Below are 18206 nucleotides of genomic sequence, written 5' to 3'. Positions count from 1 at the left end.
CTCAAAAAACCTTCGTTTTACGGGACAAATTCTCAAATGAAGATATGAACGTGTTCATGTATGAGGAGTAGCGGATTTAAAGACTAAACCTGATACCTGTACTAGTTTTTAAAGGCTTTTTATAAAACTATCAAAATCCAAATCTTTATCAATGTTCAACTTCTGTTTTAAACGATACTTTGAAGTGTGAATACTTGCTGGAAGAACATTGAGAATATTGGCAATCTCACTATTGTTAAGCCCCATTTTCACATAAGAGGCTAAGCGCAGTTCTTTATCAGTAATTTTATTTGATAAGGACTTTAATTTCTCTTCAAAATCTTGGTGTACTTCTGAGAAATATGATTTAAATACTTCCCAATCTTTATCTGCGGCATTCTGCTTTTTTAAGAGCATTACAATACGTTTAAACTCTATTTTAAATTTTTCAGGAGAGTTCTTTAAGTTTTCAAGATTTTCTTTTATTTCTGCAATGAACTGACTTTTTTGAACCAAATGCAGCGTTTGACTCGTCAATTCTTTTTGTTTATGTTCTAATTCCTTGGAAATTTTTTCTTTTTCAATGCGATTCTTTTTAATGCGCTGTCGAAGCCCAAAAACCAATAGCCCAGATAAGGCTAGAGCAGAGGCCATGCCACCAGCATAAAGTCCTTTCCTTAATTTATCTACCTTAGCTTTTTCATTCAAGGTTTTAATTTCCTCTTGCTGCAAAGCGATTTCGGCCTCTTTCTTTTCGGTATCGAATATTATTCTCAGTTCTTCAATTTTTTTAATCTTTTCTGAATCTATCAGTGAATCATTGATTCTTTTGAATTGTTTATGTTGATTAAGTGCTAAACTGGTTTCTCCAACCTCCTCATTTGCCTTGCTACTAAGCTTGAGCGCAAATTTTAAAATTGATAAGTATTCAAATTTCCTTGCATATTCGATGACCTCATGCAAAATAGCATTTGCTTCTTGTGGTCTTTTTAACAAGATATAAGCCTCAGCAAGTTTATTTTTTGCTATGGCAACTCTTCTTAAGCTATTAATAGTTTCTCCTATTTCAATTGAATTTTTCAAGAATTCAACACCCTGTATAGGCTGTTCTAGTTGAATATAGGTGGAACCAATATTTGTTAAAGCAGCGACTTCTAGTGATTTTACTTTTGCCTCTTGAGATTTCTTAATGCTTTTTTTAAAATATTCCAGAGCCTCCGTTTCCCTTTTAAGGAGTTTTAACATGATACCAATATCATTAAGAGCTTGCGCTTGGTAATAGGTATCTTCATAATCTTCATAAATAGATAAAGACTTTTTATTGTATTCTAAAGCCTTTTCATAGTTTTTTAAGTTATATTCAAGTGTGGCCAAATGATTATAACAATCGGCTATGCGTATTGAATCTCCTATTTTTTCAAAAAGATCAAGACTTTTAAGGGCATATTTTAGACCAATTTCGTAAAAGCCCATATTTTGATTTATGTTTCCCTTGAAATCATATGATAATGCAATTCCAACTGAATCTTTTAGTTTTATAACATGTTCAAGATCTTTGTTGTTGATACTATCTGCATTTTTTAAATTGCCTTGTGCGAATTCCAATATGGCCAAGCCTCTATATGCTTTAGATATTTGTTTTCCATCATCGATTCTCTTTGCAATTTTAAGACTAGAGTTATAATAGAATTTTGCGGAATCAATTTTATCAAGATTGTTATAGATAATTCCTAATTGATAATTTGCCATCGAAACCCCCAAATCATAATCTAGCTGATTAGATAATTCCAGTTCTTTTAAGGCAAACATTTTTGCCTTTGTTGGATTCCGATACATATAATAATTAATTATGTTTTGAGCAGTATGGACTTTAAGGGTGTCAATTGGTTGTTCCTTAAAATGTGATAACAAACTATCAATACTCATTTTGTTTTGTGCTGTTAAGCTAAAACTGCACATTAAAAAAAGTATTAGGGCATTTTCTACTGTTTTCATCTTTCGTTGTTTGTTTTGGCAAGATACTCATTATGTAAACTAATTAAACATGTTGTCTATTTATTCAAAAGCGACTGTCAATACAATGTCTAGATATAAAATACACTTCGGTATTACTGAAATACTTGTCAGGTATTGTTTTTATTGACCTTATGGGTTTTTAAATCACTTGTGATATTTTACATGTCTATGCCATAGTTAGTGGTAATGCTAATCATATGTCTAGTATTTGTCTAGCTCTGTTTTTAGGTTTCAAGTCCATGTGCTTCTAGTTTTGGAATGTTGAATCTTAAAAACAAAAAATTATGAAAACAAATCAATCATCATTAAAAAGAGTCTTATCGCTAGCGCCCTTAGTACTAGTCTTTCTTGTGTTTGCCTGTAGTAAAGATGAGGTAACTCCTGAAGACCCAAATCAACCTGTGGGTTCAGGAGATGATATTACGATTAGCGAGGTATTAGCTAGAGGAATTATTGAAGATTATCCAGCATCTCGTGTGTCGGACACTCTTGAGGTATCTGAGCCTTATTATGAAGAGTATCTCGAAAGTGTTGCCGATGGTGACGTAACCAATACGTATTTATGTACCACTAAAAAAGTAAGTGTGTTAGATGGTAATGGTCAGTTTCCGCTTTTTAACCCAAATGCTGAGGTGATTTGGCCTGGCAACCTTTTGCAGGGTAAGACCCTGAACAATAATACACCTGAAAGTATAAATGTTAAACGGGCAGGAGGAACAATTTCTTATAATTTGATTAATGGAAATCCCGTTTCGGCAAGCTCTGTAGATGAAGTTGTGAAATCAAAAATACAGATAGCGCTAAATGAAATTGTGGCCAACGACCCAAACATTGTTCCTGCTAACTTTCAATTAGATGTTGAAGAAGTTTATAGTGAAGAACAAATGGCTCTTGAAATGGGTGTTAGTTATGAGTCTTATAATATTAATGCCTCAGCCAATCTTTCTTTTTCATCTGACAAAGAGTACAATAGGGTATTGGTGAAATTGACGCAACAGTATTACACCATGTCATTAGATCAAATAACTGGTTTGGATGATATTTTTGCACCAAGTGTTACAGGTAAGGATTTGTCACCTTTTGTTCAAGAAGATAATCCGGCGACATATATATCATCAGTAACCTATGGACGTATCTTTTATATGTTAGTTGAATCAACAAGTTCTATCAATGAGCTTAGAGCCAGAGTTGAAGGAACTTACCAGGGTTTACAAAATAAAGTGAAAGGCGAAATTGAGTCTAACGAATACAACTCGTTAAAAGAGGTCAAAACTAAAATCATTGCCTACGGAGGTAGTGCTAGTAGCGCCTTTTCGCTAACTGGAGTAATTGATATTAATACTATAGGTGAAAAGTTAGCTGAAAGCACCAATATTACTGAAGCACTGCCTTTATCTTATATAGTAAAGAGTGTACGGGAACCAAGCAAAACTGTTGGGACTAAATTGGCTACTGAATTTGATGCGGTAAGCTGTAACTTAAGAGGCGAACGACCCCCACAAGGTTATAGCAATTTGGTTGGATTGTTTGAAGATGGTGTTGGTGCCGCTACTGCCGTTGCAGGTTCAAATTCCATTTTATTTAATGGAGCTGGTACCGAGTATGTTTGGTTTAATGGCAATACGGGTACTATTTCCCCGAAGTATTCAATTAATGATGCGAGCACCCCTTTAGGAGCCATCGATTTTGCGGCTATAGACGCTGCAACGCTTTATATTCCTGGTGAAATCTGGTTATATGATAAAGAGAGTCTTGATATCCTAATTTTGAAATTTAATCCCGAACCATATGCTGGCAATAACAATACAATACCAACCACTTTTATTGGTGGAAATTACTTGGGCCCTTTTAATGTCAATCAAGTTCATAATGCAAACGTTGAAGGAGGAAATAGCTTTCCAATGTCAAGTTCTGGTTTTGATGCTGTTGCGTACTTGGGTGTTGAAGATAAAACTTTCGAAACGAATACAACTTTTACTAGAACGGTCACTAGAGTAATAACTCGTAAACATGAATATTTTGAAAAAGGCAACAATAATTTTAAGGCAATTGAATCTTATGTCGTAGAATTTAGTATAACAATAAATCTTTTGACTGGTCAACGTACTGAAAATACTGAAGTATACCGTACATGGAGCTCAAAAACTAATATTTCAGAAAATGATAATTTTCCATTAAAAAATATTGGTGCAGCTTGTAAAATAACCTTGGGAAGTTCCGAATCAGGATTTAAAATACTCAATTTTGATTCTGAGGGTAAGACATTTTTTATTAGAAATGGTGTTGGGGGAAGTGTTGATGGTCCTTACGTAATCGATTAATGTACATTCATGCAGTCGGCGCCTAAAGTTGCGATTCAACAACTTGGTGTCGGCTGTTATTTTAAGATAATTTCAATAATATGCTGTTTGGAATGGCGACTGATTTTTCGGTTTTATAAACTGGCGGTTAAAAAGTAAGAGTTAAGAAATTGGAGCGTGTTTCAAGAAAGGTTCCATTTACAGTATTCTTCAGAACATAGGCAATGCTCCTTGGGTGGTGTCGTAGCTTCTCATAAGTTACTATGCACTATACACATTATGGCGTTTCGTTATTTATGTTTAGATAAAACTCCCAGTTTTTCACCCATTAATATATGCTGATATGATTGACCATCCTCTTGCATTGGGGCTTCCAAACTGAAAGTAACTCCATCCTGAAAGATCATTATAAAGTCTGATCCACCAAAGGCAAAATGTCCAAGCATATCACCTTTTTTTACACTTGTGCCGGGGATAACATTTTTTTCAAAATTTACCGAGCTTACTGCTCCCATCCCAATTGGCATTAAGGCGACAAGTCCGTATTCATTAGTTTCAAGGATAACACATCCTCTGGTCTCAATAGATTGCCATCCCGTTTTGGCGCTTGGATTAAAGGCATATCGATTGTTTTCATTATCCCACCAGAGTTGTCCGCCCGGAGGGTTGATACCTGGTATAATTCTAGCCTCTTTTATGGTGCCGCTCAAAGGGAAATGATATCTGTGATAGTCATTAACATTGAGGAAGGAATGGGTAAATGTGCCATTAGAAAATGCGTCTTTGTACTGACTATCATCACCGATAAGTTTTGATATAGATTTAAGTGTAGCAGACTTTACTGGAACCCCTCCTTCATCCATTAGATATGAGTTGCCATCGATGTCCCATACGTCCTGCGGTTCTGAGTCAGCAAATGACACCACTACAGAATCTAAATCTGGACTTGCAACAGGTCTCATGTCAGGAGACTTAAGGTATCTGGCAAAGAATTGGTTAAAAGTCTTCCAGTTTTCCGGATCTTCATACCAACCGTTTCGCAGACCGAAATTGGGGTCATTTAATGCCATTTGATAATGTTCTTCATTCCAAGATTCTTCAGTATCCAAAAAAGACCCCCATGATTTACTGAAAGTGACCAGCCATTTGGCAAATGGTTCATAATACTGCAAGGAGTTGTTCACCAATCCTTGACCCTCCAACTCTGGAAGTGGTTGATCGATTAAAAAATAAAACGCGCAAAGACCCTGAAAGATATTATCAAATATTTCTGGGTATTCTTCTTTTTTAACGATGGCCCAAGGCATTGTTGTTTCTGTCCATGTAACGAACCTATAATATTCCTCAAGGTTTTGAGCAGGATTTGTATTCCTGTCGGGATTAATTTCTTTTGCCTTCTCCAGTGAAGAAACAAGCAATGATTTTAGTTTAGGGTCATTATCTAAAAGGACTATTAACTCTTTTGTTGCTTCACCATATTCAATATTTTTTTCGGGAGAATCACAGGAGAAAACACCAATGATGGTCAATAGTGTAAGTAAGAGATTTCTATAATGTTTCACTTTAATTGTTTTTTGTGTTGGTTAATGAACCCCAAAGGGCTCGGCTATTCGTATTTGCGGTTAGCATCTATTGTTGTGCGTTCTTGCTTTTATTCAGATTTGTGTACTTCAAGTTCGATTTCGACCATAAATTCCGGTAATGCCAATCCTTTTACTTCAAGCCAAGAACCAGTTGGGAATCCATTTTTATAAATTTCAGCTCGATATGCTGATTTTTCTAGCATTTGTGCCATATCAGTTGTGAAAATATCTTCTTTTATTACATTGTCAAATGTGCAACCAAAGTGTTTTAATATTTTTTCCAAATCAGCATAACAGTTTTTCATCTGCTGTTCTATATCGCCAACCGCAGTTGGGTTTCCGTCATCGTCCATACTTACTGCTCCTGAAATTTTAATGCTATTTCCAATTTTCACAGCATGGGAATATCCGTAAGCTTTCTCCACTTCTGGTCTTAACAGAAAATATTCAGGTTTATCAGATTCAACGATTACTTCTTTTTCCACTTCTTTAGTTTCTTTCTTTTCTTTTTGTTCACAACTTTGGATTCCAAAAGCCAATGTAAAAAGTGCTGCGAGTAAAGTCAGTCGGTTGGTTTTTATTTTCATGATTTAGATTATTTAGTGCCTATTTTTTTTTGCTTTCGTTATTTTTTACAATTCTTTCAAACGGTTAGTTATTAACTCCAGTATTATTTCAATTTCTTTATTCAATGGGTCGTAAAATGCCTGATTAGTGACATTTGAGCTAGACTGATATAAAACGATTTGATTTAAGAAAGGTAATGAGTTTAGCATAGATTTTATTCCTGTACTTTCAAAAGTGGTATTTACATATGCTTTTCTGATTCCTAAATCTGCATAAACTCTTTCCATATTTCCTTCATTTATCATTTGTTTAATAGCTATGATTCGGTAATCGAGAACTTCTTTCTCTTGTTGTTTAATTTCATCAATCTTGCTTTGTAATCCCGCCAATTTATGTTTTAACTTGTTGTTTAGGATAAGTTTTAACTGACCAGAGCTTATAATTTCAGTAAGAACGCCAGTTTCAGGCTCAAAATTTATTTCTTTACCAAAGGTTTCACTACCATAAATTGCTATTATTTGCTCTGAAATAGTGTCTTTAGATGTACTACTAAAGGATTGAATCATCTTTTCTGCGCCTGAAATATTTTGATTATTTTGCTGTATAACTTCTTGAATTTTAGTTTTATTTTTTGAAAATTCTTCCTGAAGTGCTAGAAGGTTCTGTTTCTCTGTTTTTCTATCTTGTTGTGTAATATTCCAATTGTTAATTTGTAACGCAATAAGAATCCCAATAACAACAAGTACAATCTCTCCAATGGCATAAATCAGATACTTACTGAATTTATTTTCAGAGAGTAGTTTTTGACGGATTTTCCCAAAGAATTTAAGCATTATGATTTCGACATTTAGAATTGAGTAACTCAATCATGGATAAGATTTCATTTTTGAGCCTTGTTAAAAGCTGTCTACTTCTTGAATTGACCGCTAAATAAAATATCGCATCATTCATCATATTTTTTCTAATTTCTTTAGTAAAATTGATTTCTGATTTGAGCGATTGGTATTTGACTTTTGTAGTATCTATTGCATTAAAATCTTCTATTAATTTTATCCATCCAGAACTTATTAAATCTTCACTTTCAAAAAATCGTTTATCTGTAATTGCATTTCCATTACTTTCTATAACAGCACTTGTATTTGCCAGAGTTTTGTAATAGGCTGCTAATTGATTTTTTATAGATAAATCCTTAATAATATTTAAGTTTCCACTCGATTTAATATCTTCAAAAGCATCGGTTGTAGCTCTGGTATCTCTAATGGAGTATTTTATAGATTTTAGAACAAGTGGTGCTATGCTGTCCAAAGACATTGAATCGTCTTGCAACCTCTGGATTAGGGTGTTATTTACGTCTATTTTTTCGTTTAAGAGAACAACATAATCGTTATAGTTTATTAAATCTTGATTAACATCTTCCAATAATCTACAATAATATTGCTGTTCTAATTTTCTATCCTTCTTGTCTTGGTTCCAACCATCTATTTTAAGGGCAATCAAAATACCAATGACCACCAAAATGATTTCACCAATGCCATAGACCAGATACTTTGAAAAACGATTTTCTTCAAGCAATTTTTGCCGGATACGGCGGAAGAATTTGATCATAAGAGAATAGTTGGTTCCTCTAAAGATATGACTTTATGAAGTTAATGGATTTAAATAATGGGGTTGATAGTCTCATCAACGCGCGGTTAAGAAAGCTAGGGATAGTATTGTCAGCTCTTACTAAACCGAAGATGCAGGGACAGAGCTATTATGTACTCAGTCTCTATGTTATACATATAGTTTTTTTAATTGGCGGTTAAAAAGTAAGAGTTAAGAAATTGGAGCGTGTTTCAAGAAAGGTTCTTTTTATCGGCCAATATACAAACACAGAAATGGGCTAGAATTTATGTTCATTTAGTAAAGGTCATAGGTAAAGAAAACTTACTTTTTATAAAGAACTTAAGAAAGTGGTCAAATCAGTTTCTTTGTCAAGATTCAGTTTCTTTTTTAAACGGTATTTAGAGGTTAAAATACTTTCAGGTAAAACATTCAAGGTGGCTGCAATCTCTTTGGTTGTCAAATTCATTCGTAAAAAGGCTGCTAGGCGTATTTCTTTCTCAGAGATATCGGCATAGAGTGTTTTTAGCTTTTGGTCAAAGTCATTGTGAACCTCGGCGAAGTAGGTTTTAAAGACTTCCCAGTCCTTATCAGAGGCATTCTCTTTCTTTAGAAGCATTACAATACGCCGAAACTCCATTTTAAATTTTTCAGGAGAGTTTTTGATATTCTCAAAATTTTCCATCAGTTCTTGAATAAACGTATTCTTCTGTACGAGGTGAAGGGTTTGCGAAGTGAGCTCTTTCTTTTTATATGCAATTTCTTGTTTGTAGATTTCATCTTGTTTTTCGCGGGCAATGTGGTTTTTTTTGATGCGTTGACGGTAACCAAAAACCGATAACCCAAACAAGGCAAGTGCAGAAGCCATACCACCGGCATAAAGGCCTTTGGTAAGTTTATCAACTTTTGATTTTTCATTTAAGGTGTTGATTTCCTCTTCTTGTAAGGCAATTTCTGTTTCTTTTTTTTCGGTTTGGTATTTAATTTCCAAATTGTTTATTCGCTCCCTAACGTCTAAGCCCCTAATACTATCTTTTAAATCTGCATACATTCGATCATACTCATAGGCGTTCTTATAATTTCCTAAGGCGGCATGTACCTCAGCCATTTTCATATAACCGCGAATGAGTCTAACACTGTTCTTTGACTCTTTGGCAATCATAATTGACTTTTCAATATTCTCCAGAGCTTTGGGGTAATTTTGCTCGGCAAAGTAAATTTCACCCAAATTCCTTATAATAAGACCTGTCAATTGTGGTTCTCCATATTTATCGGAGGTTTTTAAAGCTTTTTGGTAGTATTTCTTTGCTGTTTTAAAATCGCTCATCTTGTCGTAAACAACACCGATATTGTTATATATCCTTATCAGCGTCACACTAGGTTTTTCTTCCAATAATTTAAGACTCTTACCATAGTATTCTAGCGACTTTTCATATTTTTTAGCGTCCGTGTAATTAGCAGCAATATTCCCCCACACCTTAGCTAAAAAGTCATTTAAGTTATTGTCAATACCAATTTTTTCAGCCTTTTTATAGTTTTCAGTTGAAGATTTAAAATTTCTTATCTCGGCCATAACGTTGCCCATATTCAAATAACTTCTAGCTAAATCAATTGGCTTTCCCTTTATTTCCATATTAATATCTGCTGATTTCTGATGATTTAAAAGAGCCCCTTCAAACTTTCCTAAATATTTTTGTGTTATGCCTAGTTGGTTAAGGGCATATGGTAGGTGTTCTTTTTGATTCAATGAATCAAGTATGTAAATGCCCTTCTTGATTTCTTTTTCCGATTCGATGAAATTTGAATTTAAGTAGTGGTAATATCCTAAGCCGATATTGCCTCTAGCAATGAAATAGTTATTGTCAATTTTATAGGCAAGGGTAAGTACACTATCTATATGTAATTTTGCACTATTCTTATCACTATCTTTAAGTAGTTCGAACAATTCATGATGTAGGTAAAGCCTTTTTGTAACATCTTTTGTAGCGCTCAAAGTATACTTTATGCTATCTATTTTTTTGGTTTCTTGACAATAGACATTCGCTGCCAGTACTGTACATATTACTATATTTAAAATTAGTTTCATGACTGCTCTCTTTAAGATTTATTCAAAATAACAACTGGGTGCCGACTTTTATTTTATAAGTAGTTAGAGAAAGACGACAAATCAGTTTCCTTATTAAGAGGATATATTTTTTTTCGTCAGATACTGTTTTAATGATTTTCAAGATAGACAATATATCAATCGTTCTCAACTATTGATTTGAATATAAAAACCCTGTTGTCTATAAAAAGTCTATGTTTATTTTCAATAGAAATATTATTATAAAACTCCTTAGCTATATATTTTAAAGGTGTTTCAAGAATTTTATTCAATTTTTGATATTTGGGATGTCCATAATCGAATGTGTTAAAATCTATTTAACCTGTCGATACTTTGTCTATACCTAAAATTAGCTGAGGGTTTGTTTTGCATCTAGTTTCGCCGTGTTGAATCTTTTAAAACCAAAGAAATTATGATAACAAAACAAACAATTTTAAAGTACGTATGTGTAATTGGGCTTGGCTTTGCATTAAATGTGGGTTGTAGCTCTGATGATTCTGGAAGACTACCCGAAGTACCTGAACTACCCGAAGAAGGTGATTTAATTGAAGGAGATGGTATTAGTGAAGATGAATTGGAAACCTTCATGGGCGAGATAGGTATATTGTTAGATGCACGCCCTTACATTCGAAAGGGTCAACCCATTACTAAATTAAGAGTTACACCCACTGATAGCGATTACTTTGAGCCAATGGTATTAGAGGTAGACCCATTTACCAATTATGCTAGTTTTAAATTTGCCCTAGAAAATTTGTCTAGTGAAGCAGAAACTGCCTTAAGAAATGGTATCGATTTAGAAGTAGACCTACTCGATGAAAACGACAATGAACTTTTCAAAGAAATTTTGGAAAATACCTTGTTTACGGAAAATGGCAGCAATGTAGAATTACGTGGGGATGGCGTTGAGGATCTAAATACAGAGGTTCATTTAAACCCAGACACGCCCTATTTTTTACAATTGGTAACTGATGACGGCCAAATAGAGTCTAAGGCATTGGACAATGAGCCAAATCTAGTATTTGGCGATTCCTTTGCTAACGGTATTTGCACATCTGCACTAGAATATCAGAACTACCCTTCCCTGAATTCAGAAGCTGATTTTTCCAGTAATAACACTACACAGCAGTTTTATTTTCAAAAACATGAAGGTGAAGAGAATGTATACAGTATAATTTCCCGACACTCAAATAGATATTTGGCTTTTAAGAGTATTTTTGCTATTGGATTTATTTCTAAGGAGGTTTATACCTCAGAGGTAAATAAAACAGACGATTATACGTCTTTAAGCGACGCATACAAATTTCAAATACGAAAAGAAAATGGTACATACCAACTAGCTCCCTATAGTGATGATCAGCCCTTCATATTTAAAACCACAACTAGAAATTGTACTGGGTTGGGGATAGATTTTGAAACAACTATACTAACAAGCAGTTTTACAAGTGGGGCAGGTCAAAATTTTAGATTTGCTACTACAGATGTTGAGTATGAGGCTCAAAGTATAGAAACTTGGTATGGACAACCTATATTGCCAGGTGCGGAAAATTCATTTAAGGTGAATAGTACGCTTACCAATTGTACCTCTGCAGTAATCTCACAAGACGTAGGCGTCGACCTAACGGAAACAAAGACGATGTCTGTTTCTTGGCAAGAGACGATAGGCCTTACAGCAGGGGCTACATTAACAACCGAAATAACCGTAGGTACAAAGGCTGGAGTCTCCTTTTTTGGTAAAGGAAATGTGGAGGCTTCCGGAGAGGTTAGTGTAGGACTGGAATTATCCGTGGAAATGTCAAAATCGGCCACCAATGCGGAAGAAAAGACAACAGAAATAGGAAGCACTATTTTTACGAAACGAGTGGTACCTGTTAATCCAGGAAAGCAAGTGCTAGTCTACGACGCAGTGCAAACCTATCCCGCTATTAGGGTTCCTTTTGTACAACGAATTAAGATAACGGGGCGTAATTCAGACCAAGTTGCCCTAACAGGAGAGGAATTAGCTACCCAAAGTGCTTTTGGAGGCTTTACAGGCACCATTACCGAAATTGGTACTAATTCTATAGAAATAACCGTACGAGGGATGACCACCTTCGATAATACAGCGGAAATTCAACTCGAAGCGAGCGAGACCGATGCCGATTGTAATTAGAGGTAATTTTTAAAACGCAGTCGGCGTCTAAAGTTGGTAGATTCAACAACTTGGGTGTCGGCTGTTATTTTTTGGATGTTTTCTAAAATTCACTATCAAATATCGGTAGTTTTCTAGAAATTTACGAGTCATAAAACCGCCGTTTTACGGGGCTATTATGTAAAATCAGGAAACTTATTCTAGGCGGGTCCCATTCATGGTCTCTTTTAGTAGTTTCGTTAATTGACCTTTTATGGGTCTTAGATTCCTTAATCTAATATTGAAGTTAAAGCACCCAATAAATGTGATGCTTTTTCAAAAAATACTCTGTAAAGAGTGAAGGGGTATTAAAATAGACCAATTTGAATCAAATAATACCATGGTTAAATTAAAACCAGTTTTGCGTGCAAATTGCGTGCAAATGAAAAAAGCTTCAAAAGTCAAAAACTCTTGAAGCCCTCGTTTTCTTGGTGGAGAATACCGGAGTCGAACCGGTGACCTCTTGCCTGCCAGGCAAGCGCTCTAGCCAGCTGAGCTAATCCCCCTTTGCTAGCAAAGAAAACACAATTTAAATTGGTTTCAAAATTGATTTAGTGTTTAGTACTTCTTTACACTTAGTACTAGAACAGGTACAGGTGCAAAGAATTCAGATTTTAGTACCGTACTCTTTTCCCAAAGCTTTTTGAAAAAACCTCTTTTTCTTCGAAATACGCAAAGTAAATCTGGCTGCGTTGTTCTAAAATGTTCCAAAACCCCTAAATACGTAGTGGCATTTTCAGAAATGGTAAGGTTCTTACTAATGTCTAGAAGCGAAGTATTTACTTGTAAATCTTCTTCTGAATACCCTGGGGTTTTCACCAGTAGTAAATTAACCTCAGCATTATTCTTATTCATTATAGCCACTAAAGGGTGTAAAATTTTACTTCGCTTTAAAATACCCGATTTAAATGCCGTTAAAATACTCTTTATGGGCTTATACTTTGTTCCTTTTGGAACTACTAGGGTTGGTATATTGGTCTGTTTAATTATTCTTCCTGAAGTGTTTCCTAAGTAATATTCTTCATTGATGTCATTACTTCTTGGGGCAATAACAATTAAATCTATACCCAATTCCTTTTTAATTTCTAAAAGCCCATCAACGATATCACCATTGTAAGATGCAATTTTTACATCCAATCCTTTTGTATCTATTCTACCAACAATACCCTTTATATTCTCCCTGCTACTTTGGGCCACTTTCTCTTGAATATTTCCAAGACTACCCGTTCCAGAAGTTACCGTAAAAACATCCATTATATAGATATTTGCTCCAAAATCGGATGCAAAGTCTACCGCATATTGCAATGTTTCGTGTGAGTCGGGTGATGTGCCTAAAGGAACCAATATATTGTTCATGGTCAGGTTATTAAGATTATACTATAAATTTACAACTTAATCCAAGTCATTTAATGATACGACGTGCAAAGATATCTGAAATAAGCGATATAATGGCAATTACAAGAGAATGCGCTGCATTTATGATGGCCAAAGGCATTTACCAATGGAATGAGCACTACCCTTCTAAAGAAGGATTTTTACTGGATATAAAACGAAACGAATTGTATGTGCTCAAATCAGAAAAAAAGGTCATCGGCACCATAGTGATTTCAACACATATGGATGCCGAATACATCCCCATTAAATGGCTGACCGAAAACAAAAACAACTGTTATATACACCGCCTAAGTGTGCATCCAGATTTTCAAGGAAAAGGGTATGCTCAGAAAATGATGGATTTTGCTGAAAACACTGCAAGGCAAAATGGATTTTTATCTGTGCGCTTAGACACTTTTTCTCAAAACAAGCGCAATCAAAAATTCTATAAGACTCGAGGTTATCATAAACTGGGAGACATTTTTTTTCCGAAACAAAGCGAGCATCCCTTTCACTGTTATGAATTGGTGCTGTAACTTGTAGCCTGATTTGAAAACTGCCGTAAACCTAAAGAACATTAATAATCTTGCAATTCCTGCGACCATCTCGGGCATTGCAGAGCCTATTTTATCTATAACAGATACGGCTATTGTTGGCAATATTCCTGTAGATGGATTAGAATCTCTTGCGGCAGCGGGAATTGTAGGCTCGTTTTTATCAATGCTTATTTGGGTATTAGGGCAAACACGGAGTGCTATCTCGGCCATTATCTCGCAATATTTGGGAGCAGGTAAAATTCATGAAGTCAAAGACCTGCCTGCACAAGCAATTTTCTTCAATATTTTGTTGAGTTTGTTTCTTTTGCTTTCGACCATTTTTATCGTTGAAGATATTTTTAGGCTTTTTGAAGCTTCGGGCAAAATTTTAGAATACTGCGTCTCCTATTATTCCATTCGGGTTTGGGGTTTTCCGTTAACACTTTTCACTTTTGCGGTTTTCGGAATTTTCAGAGGACTTCAAAACACCTATTACCCCATGCTCATCGCAATTATAGGAGCAGTTTTAAATATTGTTCTTGATTTTATTTTTGTTTATGGTATCGAAGGTATGCTACCGGCCATGTACCTAGAGGGTGCTGCTTGGGCAAGTCTGATTTCTCAAGGTGTTATGGCCATCTTGGTTTTCTTCTTGTTACGCGCAAAAACGGACATCAGTCTAAAACTTCGTTTTCCGTTGAACAAAGAATTGAAACGACTTGTTTTTATGAGCCTAAATCTTTTTGTCAGGGCCTTGGCCTTAAATGCAGCTTTGATTATTGCGGTACGAGAAGCAACCGCTTTGGGCGACCGGTTTATCGGAGCCCATACCATTGCTATTAATCTATGGTTGTTCTCTGCCTTTTTTATTGATGGCTATGGCGCTGCCGGCAATAGTATGGGAGGTAAACTTCTGGGAGAAAAAGATTATAACGGCTTGTGGACGTTGGCAAAAAAGATTATTACTTATGGAATGATTGTAAGCCTAGTACTCATGCTAGTAGGCTTTATTTTCTACTATCCATTAGGACGTATTTTCTCTAATGAAGAAATTGTCCTTCAAACCTTTTATGGTGTTTTCTTTATTATGATCTTAGGGTTGCCTATGAATACGCTTGCTTTTGTTTTTGATGGTCTATTTAAAGGTTTAGGTGAAATGAAATACCTGCGTAACGTGCTCCTTTCGGCAACCTTTTTGGGCTTTGTTCCCACTCTGTATTTAGGAAAATACTTTGGATTAGGTTTTTATGCCATATGGATTGCCTTTGTGGTTTGGATGGCTATCCGAGGAGGGGCTTTGGTTTTTAAGTTTAGACGAAAATTTCGCCCCCTCTTGCAAAACCAGTAATTTTAAACTTTACAAAAAAATAGCTCTTAATTATGCAAACAGATAGACCAAACGGAAGTCTTTATACCAATATCAGCAATCAAATTGCAACTTTAGAGTTCGGCCACCCGGCCAGTAATTCTTTCGTATCGGAATTATTGCAAAGACTAACTAATGAAATTAATCAACTTTCATCAAATGATGAAGTCTCGATTATTATTTTAAAGTCTGAAGGTGACCGGGCATTTTGTGCCGGAGCATCTTTTGATGAACTCGTAGCCATTTCAAATATGAATGAAGGAAAAGCCTTTTTTAGTGGCTTCGCCAAGGTTATTAATGCCATGCGTAGTTGTGACAAACCGGTTATTGGTCGAGTACAAGGCAAGGCCGTTGGTGGTGGCGTTGGCTTAGCAGCTGCCTGCGATTATGTTTTTGCTACTGAAGGAGCATCTATAAAACTTTCTGAAATTTCAATCGGTATTGCACCACTCGTAATAGCCCCTGCGGTGGAACGAAAAATTGGTAAAGATGGCCTAGCAGAGTTGGCCTTATCTCCCACAGAATGGAAAAATGCCTACTGGGCTAAAGAAAAAGGGCTTTTTTCCAAGGTTTTTGATTCCATAAAAGGCCTTGATAAAGAATTAGAGGATTTTAGCTTAAAACTAGCTTCGTATAACACAGAAGCATTGACAGCGATGAAGAGAGTCCTTTGGGAAGGTACAGAGAACTGGGATTCATTACTTCTGGACAGAGCCGAACAGTCTGGAAGATTAGCCTTATCTGAAGCAACGAAAGCAGCACTGGCCAAGTTCAAAAAGTAATTTGTTTAAAGCTTATAATTCTTCTACACTAAAATTGGCATAGAATATACTTTCATCCCTAAGGTCTTGCGCATTGAGCAAACTTCTATAAATACCCCATTTCGGTCTTACAAATTCAGCATCTTGTCTCCAATTTACGATGGAACTATTAGAATATTCAAATAGTATGGCATCATCACTAATTCTTTTTATCTGCAAGTCATAGGTTCCAGATATCCCATAAGTAATTGTCTCCGTTACCTCGAGCCATTCATTGACTAGCGGTGCTAAATCTGTTTGCGACAGGGTAACCTGCCTATCGGTTTCTGCATAGCGCAATTCCAATCTATCCGGACTACCTTTTCTTGTAGTTAAAGTATACATAGGCATACTAGCAAGTGGGCCACCGACCGACTTTAGCTGATGTAAATGTGTAAAATTTGGAGATGACTGAAAACCAGATGGTAGCTTAAACTTCCACTTATATACTACTCTTTCGTTTTCAACACCCAATAAATTATCCGGTGATTTATCGTACGATTTTATCTCGTTCCGCTGTCTATCAAAGTTGATACAACGATCATTATCAGGGGTTACATGAATATCGAATTGAAAAACATTGGTATTTAATTCATTATCAAAAACCTCACTGATGTGCTCCCCAAACCCTTGATGATTACAATCCGGAACTTCAATTGGGTCATGGCCAGGAGCCAATACCGAAGTAATCAGTGCATACGTATCGCCAGGTCCGTCAGCATTTAATTCTACAGCGTTAGTTTCCGTCGCTTCATCTTTATCCAATTCAATTAAAACTGAATTATTGGATAGATTATCGTCACGATATTTGGTTTGAAATCCTTCTTTAAAATTCACTGCTACGACGACTTGTGTAGAATCTGTATTAAACCTAAATGTTTTTTCAATCTCACTTTCTAGAGCAACACCGTAGGTATAGGTTAAGGCGTTTTCTAATTTCGAGGTGAGGTCTTCATCATCTATCCATGGAATAGTTGTTTCAGCACTAACCACCGAAATGTCTGTAACAATTATAGCTGTCTCTTCCGATTGCTCTTCAGCCATTGGTTCACTATCACTTGCGCAACTGCTTAAAATAAGTGATAATGTTAGTATTTTACCGAGATGAAAACGCTTTTTCATAATATCTTAAGCCGTACTTTAATTCTTTAATTTAGGCTAAATTCAATAGCCTAATAACTAAGCCTTCTATTTGGCACATAATAGGCTTTTTAGTACCATTGTTTAGTCAAAGCTAAGTTTTTATAAGCCATTGCCCTAAGTATAACGTTTTTTATCTTAGAAAGTTTCCACTTAAATCACCAAAAACAATGAAAAAATTCACGACTGAAATTAAATGGGCCCTATTGTTTACGATTGCCGGTTTGTTATGGATGCTATTAGAAAAAATACTAGGCTGGCATGATGAGCATATCGCCAAGCATGCTGTCTACACCAATTTTTTCGCTGTTATTGCCATTGCTCTATATGTTTTCGCACTCGTAGAAAAACGCAATAAAGACTTAGGAGGCAAAATGACTTGGTTTCAAGGAGTTGCATCAGGTATGTTGATAAGTGTGTTTGTTGCTATTTTAAGTCCGTTAGCGCAGTACATTACGTATGAGTTTATTAGCCCTGATTACTTTACAAATATGATTACGTATGTTGTTGAAAATGATAAAATGACACAAAATAATGCGGAAGTCTACTTTAGTCTTAAGAGTTATCTATTGCAAGCCGCTTTTGGGGCTTTAGGTATGGGCGTGGTAACTTCGGCCATTGTAGCCCTATTTGTGAGAAAAAAATAAAGCCTTAAAAAGTTCGTTGTTAGTT

The 18206-nt window shown here is 35.5% G+C and carries 14 protein-coding genes and 1 tRNA gene; 6 read left to right on the top strand and 9 right to left on the bottom strand.

What is annotated here, in order from left to right:
• Nucleotides 1-108: 108 nt before the first annotated feature.
• Entirely contained in the window at nucleotides 109-1974 is a 1866-nt protein-coding gene (locus tag ACFSQJ_RS11420; RefSeq protein ID WP_377767079.1) for a tetratricopeptide repeat protein, read from the bottom strand.
• 305 nt (nucleotides 1975-2279) lie between these two features.
• Between ACFSQJ_RS11420 and ACFSQJ_RS11415 the strand changes: the two genes are divergently transcribed.
• Nucleotides 2280-4316, top strand: coding sequence for a thiol-activated cytolysin family protein (locus ACFSQJ_RS11415; protein ID WP_377767078.1), 2037 nt, complete (start codon nucleotides 2280-2282; stop codon nucleotides 4314-4316).
• A 269-nt stretch (nucleotides 4317-4585) separates the two neighbouring features.
• Here the strand turns inward: ACFSQJ_RS11415 and ACFSQJ_RS11410 are convergent, their stop codons facing one another.
• From ACFSQJ_RS11410 to ACFSQJ_RS11390, 5 genes are all read right to left on the bottom strand, one after another.
• Nucleotides 4586-5857, bottom strand: a complete 1272-nt coding sequence (locus tag ACFSQJ_RS11410) for a phosphatidylserine decarboxylase (RefSeq protein ID WP_377767077.1) — start codon at nucleotides 5855-5857, stop codon at nucleotides 4586-4588.
• Between the two features lie 89 nt (nucleotides 5858-5946).
• Nucleotides 5947-6465 carry a RidA family protein gene (locus ACFSQJ_RS11405; RefSeq protein ID WP_377767076.1) on the bottom strand — a complete coding sequence of 173 codons (519 nt, stop codon included), beginning with the start codon at nucleotides 6463-6465 and terminating at the stop codon, nucleotides 5947-5949.
• 45 nt (nucleotides 6466-6510) lie between these two features.
• A complete protein-coding gene (locus ACFSQJ_RS11400) occupies nucleotides 6511-7278 on the bottom strand; it encodes a DUF6090 family protein (protein ID WP_377767075.1) in 768 nt (255 codons plus the stop codon).
• On the bottom strand, nucleotides 7271-8050 hold the full coding sequence (locus tag ACFSQJ_RS11395) for a DUF6090 family protein (protein ID WP_377767074.1): 780 nt from the start codon (nucleotides 8048-8050) through the stop codon (nucleotides 7271-7273). Before ACFSQJ_RS11395 ends, ACFSQJ_RS11400 begins: the two co-directional genes overlap by 8 nt.
• Before the next feature lie 328 nt (nucleotides 8051-8378).
• The gene (locus tag ACFSQJ_RS11390; RefSeq protein ID WP_377767073.1) at nucleotides 8379-10133 is read right to left on the bottom strand and encodes a tetratricopeptide repeat protein; all 1755 of its coding nucleotides are present in this window, start codon (nucleotides 10131-10133) and stop codon (nucleotides 8379-8381) included.
• A gap of 430 nt (nucleotides 10134-10563) precedes the next feature.
• Between ACFSQJ_RS11390 and ACFSQJ_RS11385 the strand changes: the two genes are divergently transcribed.
• Nucleotides 10564-12300, top strand: a complete 1737-nt coding sequence (locus ACFSQJ_RS11385; RefSeq protein WP_377767072.1) for a hypothetical protein — start codon at nucleotides 10564-10566, stop codon at nucleotides 12298-12300.
• Between the two features lie 447 nt (nucleotides 12301-12747).
• On the opposite strand, the gene ACFSQJ_RS11380 is transcribed toward ACFSQJ_RS11385, so the two are convergent.
• Nucleotides 12748-12824, bottom strand: a tRNA-Ala gene (locus tag ACFSQJ_RS11380).
• Between the two features lie 52 nt (nucleotides 12825-12876).
• A complete protein-coding gene (locus ACFSQJ_RS11375; protein WP_377767071.1) occupies nucleotides 12877-13674 on the bottom strand; it encodes a universal stress protein in 798 nt (265 codons plus the stop codon).
• A gap of 53 nt (nucleotides 13675-13727) precedes the next feature.
• Between ACFSQJ_RS11375 and ACFSQJ_RS11370 the strand changes: the two genes are divergently transcribed.
• Genes ACFSQJ_RS11370 through ACFSQJ_RS11360 form a run of 3 tightly spaced genes read left to right on the top strand, consistent with a single transcriptional unit; the run spans nucleotide 13728 to nucleotide 16376 of the window.
• Complete coding sequence (locus ACFSQJ_RS11370; RefSeq protein WP_377767070.1) at nucleotides 13728-14228, top strand: GNAT family N-acetyltransferase; 501 nt, start codon at nucleotides 13728-13730, stop codon at nucleotides 14226-14228.
• Between the two features lie 13 nt (nucleotides 14229-14241).
• Nucleotides 14242-15576: an MATE family efflux transporter gene (locus ACFSQJ_RS11365; RefSeq protein ID WP_377767069.1), complete on the top strand. Its 1335-nt coding sequence runs from the start codon at nucleotides 14242-14244 to the stop codon at nucleotides 15574-15576.
• A gap of 32 nt (nucleotides 15577-15608) precedes the next feature.
• The gene (locus tag ACFSQJ_RS11360; RefSeq protein ID WP_377767068.1) at nucleotides 15609-16376 is read left to right on the top strand and encodes an enoyl-CoA hydratase/isomerase family protein; all 768 of its coding nucleotides are present in this window, start codon (nucleotides 15609-15611) and stop codon (nucleotides 16374-16376) included.
• A 12-nt stretch (nucleotides 16377-16388) separates the two neighbouring features.
• Here ACFSQJ_RS11360 and ACFSQJ_RS11355 read toward each other — a convergent pair whose 3' ends face one another.
• Nucleotides 16389-17516: a hypothetical protein gene (locus ACFSQJ_RS11355; RefSeq protein ID WP_377767067.1), complete on the bottom strand. Its 1128-nt coding sequence runs from the start codon at nucleotides 17514-17516 to the stop codon at nucleotides 16389-16391.
• A 188-nt stretch (nucleotides 17517-17704) separates the two neighbouring features.
• Here ACFSQJ_RS11355 and ACFSQJ_RS11350 point away from each other — a divergent pair, with 188 nt between their 5' ends.
• Nucleotides 17705-18181, top strand: coding sequence for a DUF4199 domain-containing protein (locus ACFSQJ_RS11350; protein ID WP_377767066.1), 477 nt, complete (start codon nucleotides 17705-17707; stop codon nucleotides 18179-18181).
• Nucleotides 18182-18206: the final 25 nt, after the last annotated feature.

This window comes from Croceitalea marina (assembly GCF_042684265.1).
In the GTDB taxonomy this organism is placed as follows: Bacteria; Bacteroidota; Bacteroidia; order Flavobacteriales; family Flavobacteriaceae; genus Croceitalea; species Croceitalea marina.
The sequence above is the reverse complement of the archived record's forward strand: the minus strand, read 5'-3'. Positions and strand labels throughout refer to the sequence as shown.

Coding starts and splice junctions, on each gene's coding strand:
- ACFSQJ_RS11420 (WP_377767079.1), bottom strand. CDS start 1,974: ATGAAAACAGTAGAAAATGCCCTAATACTTTTTTTAATGTGCAGTTTT.
- ACFSQJ_RS11415 (WP_377767078.1), top strand. CDS start 2,280: ATGAAAACAAATCAATCATCATTAAAAAGAGTCTTATCGCTAGCGCCC.
- ACFSQJ_RS11405 (WP_377767076.1), bottom strand. CDS start 6,465: ATGAAAATAAAAACCAACCGACTGACTTTACTCGCAGCACTTTTTACA.
- ACFSQJ_RS11400 (WP_377767075.1), bottom strand. CDS start 7,278: ATGCTTAAATTCTTTGGGAAAATCCGTCAAAAACTACTCTCTGAAAAT.
- ACFSQJ_RS11395 (WP_377767074.1), bottom strand. CDS start 8,050: ATGATCAAATTCTTCCGCCGTATCCGGCAAAAATTGCTTGAAGAAAAT.
- ACFSQJ_RS11390 (WP_377767073.1), bottom strand. CDS start 10,133: ATGAAACTAATTTTAAATATAGTAATATGTACAGTACTGGCAGCGAAT.
- ACFSQJ_RS11385 (WP_377767072.1), top strand. CDS start 10,564: ATGATAACAAAACAAACAATTTTAAAGTACGTATGTGTAATTGGGCTT.
- ACFSQJ_RS11375 (WP_377767071.1), bottom strand. CDS start 13,674: ATGAACAATATATTGGTTCCTTTAGGCACATCACCCGACTCACACGAA.
- ACFSQJ_RS11370 (WP_377767070.1), top strand. CDS start 13,728: ATGATACGACGTGCAAAGATATCTGAAATAAGCGATATAATGGCAATT.
- ACFSQJ_RS11360 (WP_377767068.1), top strand. CDS start 15,609: ATGCAAACAGATAGACCAAACGGAAGTCTTTATACCAATATCAGCAAT.
- ACFSQJ_RS11355 (WP_377767067.1), bottom strand. CDS start 17,516: ATGAAAAAGCGTTTTCATCTCGGTAAAATACTAACATTATCACTTATT.
- ACFSQJ_RS11350 (WP_377767066.1), top strand. CDS start 17,705: ATGAAAAAATTCACGACTGAAATTAAATGGGCCCTATTGTTTACGATT.